We start from the raw sequence: 6,286 nt of genomic DNA, 5'->3' as shown, positions 1-6,286 counted from the left end.
AATTGCTCATTCGGGGTAGATGGGGTGGCCGGACGGATACCGTTGTCGGGCGTCCAGCCAAAAGCGCGCAGCTTGTTCAGCGCATCCAGCGAGCGGGCCGCCGTGTCGGCGCCACTGACCAGGCCCTTGGCCGCCAAGCCATCGCAGCGGGCCGTGGCCCGCGCCGTCATACCCACCAGCTGGATGTAGTTAAAGATGGATGTTTCCGTCATGGCCGCATCGGCCGCCAGCGCAGCGCAGGGCTGGTAGATGTTGCCGAAGGTCGTGTAATCGGCCAGCGTCTTGCCATAGCCGCTAACGGCCGCACCGCCAAACTGGATGCCATAGCCGCTGGCGGTGGGCATTTCGGTCACGGGCTCGGAGGCCACCACGCCGTCGATCAACCCACCGCTGTCTTTTTCAGCCGCGCCCAGCGAAGCCGCACCGCCGTTGGATGCCGAGCCGGCAATCACGATGGTGTTCTCTGACGTGAACGGCACGGGGTTGGCAGCCGTGCCATAGCGGTCGTTGAGCACATACAGCGCATAGCGGCCAGCCGCCAGCGTGTCGTTGCCCCAGTCTTTTTCCGGGTTTTGCTGCGAGTGCACCTGCTTGAGGGCCAGGCGGTTCGGGAACAGGGCGTTGTAGGTGGCCCGAGCCGTCGTCCAGCGCCGCCACATATTCGCGGCCGGGAATCAGCCCCTCGCTGGTCGTCACGGCGCCCTCAGCAGTCACGTTGGGGCCATACAAGCTGCCGTAGCCACCATTGGCCGAGTAATCCAGAATGCCCCTGTAGTTGGAATACAGCGCATTGCGGCGCAGCTCTGCCGCTGTGGGGTTGGCCGGGTCCGCATAGGCCGGTGCGGCACCGCCCAGCCCGGTCTTGCCGATACCCCCGGTCAACAAGTCCTGCGTGGCCGCACTGTCTCCTTTGCCCACTGTGGTGGCGGGATAGACGGTGGCACTCACCGGCGTGATGCCGGTGGGAAGATCGTTGGTCGGATCGTCCGATCCGCCACACGCGACCAGCACAGCCCCGGCCAATGCGGTCATGGCCACCTTGAGGGCGCGCTTGTCATGCAAGTTTGCTTTCATGTTGTCTCCTTTTTTACTGACACAAAAATGCGCACTCAGCCTTGGGTGCGCAGCGATCGCAGACGTCCAACAACGCCAGCGGGAAAGTAATAGACCGACAAAACAAACAACACGCCCAGCCACAGCAACCAGCGGTCAGGCGAAAGCAGCGCGGACAGCCAGGGCAGGCCTGCCGTGGCCTCGTGGCCCAGGCGCAGCAGGTCCTGCAGGTAGCTTTGCGCCACCACGAAAAGCACGGCCCCGATGACCGAACCGTAGATGGTGCCCATGCCACCAATCACCACGATGAGCAGGCAGTCCATCATGATTTCGAAGCTGAGCGAGGTATCTGGCCCGTTGTAGCGCAGCCAGAGCGCCAGCATCGCACCCGCCAGCGTGGCAAACAGCGCTGACAGCACGCTTGATGTGGTGCGGTACACCACCACGCGGTAGCCAATGGCCTCGGCGCGGAACTCGTTCTCGCGGATGGCCTGCAGCACGCGGCCAAACGGCGAGTTCACGATGCGCAGCAGCGCCAGCACCAGCACCACGGCAGTGACAAACAGCAGGTAGTAGCAGATCAATCGCCCATCGATGGCCACGCCCAGGAAGGGCTCGTCAAACGGCTCGAAGCTGGGCGACAGGACCTCGGGCACCTTGAACGTCAGCCCATCTTCACCGCCCGTGATGTCCGACAGCTGCGAGGCCAGCGTCTGGAACGCCGCCGCCACCGCCAGCGTGATCATGGCAAAGAAGATGGCGCGCACGCGCAGCGAGAACAGCCCCACGGCCAGCGACAGCAGCAGCGAAAGCACCAGCGCCCCACCCAGCCCCACCAGCAGCGCAAACCATGTGGGCCCCATGCGCGTGGTGGCCACTGCGATGCCGTAGGCGCCGATGCCAAAGAACATGGTGTGCGCAAAGCTCACGATGCCGGTGTAGCCCAGCAGCAGGTCAAAGCTGGCGACCAGCACCACAAAGATCAGCACCTTGGCCGCCACCGACAGCGCCTTGACGCCCGGAAACAGAAAAGGCGCGAACGCCAGGCCGAGGAAGATGGCCACCAGGATCACCGCCAGCACCTTGCTGCGCGGGTAGTCGCCGGAGAGAAGACGGTTCAGCATGGTCTTGCCTCCTCGGCTTACCGGTTGGCTACCGGATACACACCCTGCGGGCGCCACAACAGGATGAGCACCATCAGCGCGATATTGGAGAACAGCGCCACCTTCGGCACCAGAAAGCCGGTGTAGTTGGCCATCAGCCCCACCAGCAGCGCGCCGATGAGCGCCCCGCCCGTGCTGCCCAGGCCGCCGATGATGATCACGATGAAGATCAGCACATTGACCTGCGCGCCCATCTGCGGCACCACGCTTTGCTGGTACAGGCCCCACATCACACCGCCCAGCCCCGCCAGGGCCGAGCCCACCACGAACACGCCCACAAACAGGCGGCGGATGCGGTAGCCCAGGCTCTCGACCATCTCGCGGTCTTGCACGCCAGCGCGGATCAGAAGGCCGACCTTGGTGCGCGACATCATGAAGGCCAGCACGCCAAACACCACCAGGCCCACGGCCACCGCCACCAGGCGGTATTTTTCAATGGCGGCATCGCCAATCAGCAGTGCGCCGCGCATGCCACCGGGCAGCGGCAGCGGGATTTGCGCAGGGCCCCAGATCACCTTGATGAGTTCTTCACCAATGATCATGCCGCCCATGGTGATGAGAATCTGCTTCAAATGCTGGCCATACACGGGCCGCACGATGAAGCGCTCGAACGCCAGGCCCACGGCGCCCGCCACGGCCATGGCCACCAGCATGGCCGGCAGCACCGCCACCATGTTGCGCCACAGCTGGTCAGACCCAGTCCAGTCGCCCATGGCGCCCAGCACGCTGGTGGCCACGAAGGCGCCCAGCGCAATGAACACGCCGTGGCCAAAGTTGAGCACGTCCATCAGGCCGAACACCAGCGTGAGGCCCGAGGCGATGATGAAGATGATCATGCCCATGGCCAGCCCCGCCACCGTGAGCGTGAGCCAGGTACTGGGCGAGCCGATGAAGGGCAGCACCAGCAGCGCGAGAGCGGGCACCAGGGCCAGAGGCTTCCAGTCGAAGTCGCGGGTGGCACTCATGCGGGTCTCCCGGTTATCACCAATTTAGCTACTAAATTAATAGCTGATAGCGCTTTCAGGATAAGCGTTAGAGGCCAAAAAGACATGAAATTCATAGTGCCAAGCCCAGCAGCGAACGCTGCAGCGCCTCGTCCTCGGCCAGCGCAGCCATGCTGCCCGCATGCACCACCTGGCCGTTGTCCATCACGGCCACGGTGTCGCCCAGGCGCTTGGCGAAGTGGATGTTCTGCTCGACCAGCAAAATGCTCACGCCGCTCTTCTTGAGCTGGTCGAACGCCTCGATCATGTTGTGGATGATGGCCGGGGCCAGGCCCTTGCTGGGCTCGTCCACGATGAGCAGGTCACGCGGCTCGATGATGGCGCGCGCCACGGCCACCATCTGCTTTTGTCCGCCGCTGAGCTTGCCTGCGGGGTGGTTCCAGAACTTCTCGACCGCTGGGAACAGCCTGAAGATCCATTCGAGGCGTGCGGTGTCCATCTGCGCCACGTTGCGCGCGTTGCGGGCGGCCAGCAGCATGTTTTCCTTTACCGTGAGGTCGGCAAAGATGCCCATGTTCTCGGGCACGTAGGCGATGTTCATTGCGGCGATCTGCGGCGTGTGCAGCGCCGTGATGTCCTTGCCGGCGAACGTGATCTTGCCCCGCGACGCATGCCACAGGCCCATGATGGTGCGCAGCGTGGTCGTTTTGCCCGCGCCGTTGCGGCCCAGCAGCATGGTGAGCTGGCCACGCGGCACGGCCAGCTCCACGCCATGCAGGACGTGGTAGGCGCCGATGTGCGTGTGCACGCCGCGCAACTCCAATAGTGTGCCGCTCATGGCTGTTCTCCCCTTCCCCCGAACGGGGGAAGGTCGGGATGGGGGAGAGCGTAAGTGCCGCCAGAGGCGTCCTGGGGCGTCAGCCCCAGGTACGCCTCCTGCACCACGGGCGATGCAATCACCTCGGCCGGTGCGCCATCGGCCACCAGCGTGCCGTTGGTCAGCACGATGATGCGGTCGGCCAGCTCGCGCACCACGTCCATCTTGTGTTCGACCAGCAGGATGATCTTGGTCTTGTCCTTTTTGAGTTCGCGGATCAGGTTCAGGATCACGGGCGCTTCGTCGTGGTCCATGCCGGCGGTGGGCTCGTCGAACATATAGACCTGCGGCTCCAGCGCCATGAGCAGCGCCACCTCCAGCTTGCGCTGGTCACCATGCGGCAGGCTGGCCACGGGGGTATCGCTGCGCTCCAGCATCGACACGGTGCGCAGGATGGCTTGCGCCCGCTCGGTCAGCGCGCGGTGGTCACTCCAGATGCTCCACAGGTTCAGCCCGCGGCGGTGTGCGCCGGCGCGCGTGGCCTGCACGGCCAGTCGCACGTTCTCCAGCACCGTGAGGCCCGCAAACAGGTTGGTGAGCTGAAACGCCCGCCCCAGCCCGGCCCGTGTGCGCGCTGATGGCGACTGGCCCGTCAGGTCCCGCCCGCCCAGCGCCACCGTGCCGGCGCTGGCCCGCAGTTGCCCCGAGATCAGGTTGAAATAAGTGGTCTTGCCCGCGCCATTGGGGCCCACGATGGCCGTGAGCGTGCCCGGCGCGAACGCGCAGCTCACGGCGTTAACCGCCACATGGCCGCCGAAGCGGATGGTCAGGTCTCTGGTTTCAAGCATGTGTGGTGCGCGCGCCGCCGAAGGCCATTGGCAGCGCATTCCCCTGGTTTTTTGACCAAAATACCATCTAGCGCTTATCCACAAAGCGCCTAAAGCTACAAATAAGTGAGCACCCAGGCAACCCCGCAGGGCCGCCCGGCACCGGTCAGCGCTGGTTACGGATCGGCACGTTCATCTCTTCGGGCTTGATCTCGCGCACCAGTTCGGGCACGCCCCAGGCAAAGGCCGGGTCCACCTTGATCTTGAAGTGGTACATGCTTTGCAGGGCCTGGTGGTCTTCGCGCCTGAAGGTCATCTTGCCCTTGGGGGTGTCAAAGGCCATGCCTTCCATGGTCTTGATGAGTTTGTTGGTGTTGACATCGCCACCCGTGGCCTTGAGCGCCGTGACCAGCGCCATGGCCGCGCTGAAGCCGCCGGCCGTAAAGAAGTCGGGTGGTGCCTTGAACTGTTTGTAGTGCGCGGACACCAGGGCTTCGTTCACGGGATTTTTTGGAATGCCGAAATAGTAGTAGGTAGCGCCTTCCATGCCCGGGAAGTTTCTGAAGCTGGCCATGGCGGGCAGGATGTTGCCGCCCGTGGCGATCTCGATGCCGTAGCGCTTCAAGTCCATGTCGGCAATCTTGAACGGGTTGCCCGCGCCGGCCCACAAGATCCAGATGACCTTGCGGCCCGGCTGGTCCTTGAGCTTATCGATCAGGCGCTGCGCACCGGCCGTGAAATCGGTGGTGTTGGCGGGCAGGTATTCCTCGTGCACCAACTTGGCATTTTTGATGGCACCCTTGAAGGCTTTCACACCATCGCGACCGAAGGCATAGTCTTGCGCCAGCGTGGCGATGGTCACACCTGGCTTGTCGATGGCCACGGCGTTGCCGATGGCGTCCTGGCTGCTGTTGCGGCCGGTGCGAAAGATGTATTTGTTCCACTTGTCGCCCGTGATGGCGTCGGCCACGGCGGGTTCGACCAGCAGAATCTTTTTGTATTCCTCGGCCACGGGCAGCAGCGCCAGCGCCACGCCCGACGATGTGGGCCCCACGGCGATGTCGGCCTTGTCGTCCGAATAGGCCGAGGCCAGCAGGCTCTTGCCCAGGTCGGGCTTGCCCTGGTCGTCCTTCTCGATCACCACGATCTTCTTGCCGTTGACGGCCATGGTGCCGCCCGTGGCGTATTCGAGCCCCATCATCAGGCCGGTCTGCGTCTGCTTGCCATAGGCTTCGAGCGGGCCGGTCTTGCTGTAGACGTGGGCGATGCGGATTTCGCCCGACTGGCTGAATACGGGGGCCGATAGTGTGGCGGCCAAGGTGGCCAGTGCGACCAGGGTACGGCGTTGCATGGGGTTGTCTCCTATTGTTTTGACTGAACATTGCACAGTTCGTGCCAGTCTTCAAACCGTTGATTTATAGGGCTAAATTATTCAGGACGAGTGACAATGCCTGAATTTCATACACATAAAGCGTCTGAAAT

At 63.6% G+C, this 6,286-nt stretch carries 5 protein-coding genes and 1 pseudogene; all 6 read right to left on the bottom strand.

The features are described 5' to 3' along the window. Positions 1–1,074 (bottom strand): annotated as a pseudogene (locus J8G26_RS17570) (3-hydroxybutyrate oligomer hydrolase family protein); the annotation flags it as partial. A 35-nt stretch (positions 1,075–1,109) separates the two neighbouring features. Then, a complete protein-coding gene (locus tag J8G26_RS17565) occupies positions 1,110–2,177 on the bottom strand; it encodes a branched-chain amino acid ABC transporter permease (RefSeq protein ID WP_210570527.1) in 1,068 nt (355 codons plus the stop codon). 17 nt (positions 2,178–2,194) lie between these two features. Further along, a complete protein-coding gene (locus J8G26_RS17560) occupies positions 2,195–3,181 on the bottom strand; it encodes a branched-chain amino acid ABC transporter permease (RefSeq protein ID WP_210570525.1) in 987 nt (328 codons plus the stop codon). A 91-nt stretch (positions 3,182–3,272) separates the two neighbouring features. Next, a complete protein-coding gene (locus J8G26_RS17555; RefSeq protein ID WP_087746623.1) occupies positions 3,273–3,998 on the bottom strand; it encodes an ABC transporter ATP-binding protein in 726 nt (241 codons plus the stop codon). Continuing rightward, the gene (locus J8G26_RS17550; RefSeq protein ID WP_210570516.1) at positions 3,995–4,825 is read right to left on the bottom strand and encodes an ABC transporter ATP-binding protein; all 831 of its coding nucleotides are present in this window, start codon (positions 4,823–4,825) and stop codon (positions 3,995–3,997) included. Before J8G26_RS17550 ends, J8G26_RS17555 begins: the two co-directional genes overlap by 4 nt. Before the next feature lie 145 nt (positions 4,826–4,970). Further along, the gene (locus J8G26_RS17545) at positions 4,971–6,155 is read right to left on the bottom strand and encodes a substrate-binding domain-containing protein (protein WP_210570514.1); all 1,185 of its coding nucleotides are present in this window, start codon (positions 6,153–6,155) and stop codon (positions 4,971–4,973) included. Between the last annotated feature and the right edge of the window lie 131 nt (positions 6,156–6,286).

The organism is Acidovorax sp. JG5, assembly GCF_017939685.1.
In the GTDB taxonomy this organism is placed as follows: Bacteria; Pseudomonadota; Gammaproteobacteria; order Burkholderiales; family Burkholderiaceae_C; genus Acidovorax.
Note: the sequence above shows the minus strand (reverse complement) of the source record. Positions and strands in the feature narration are given on the sequence as shown.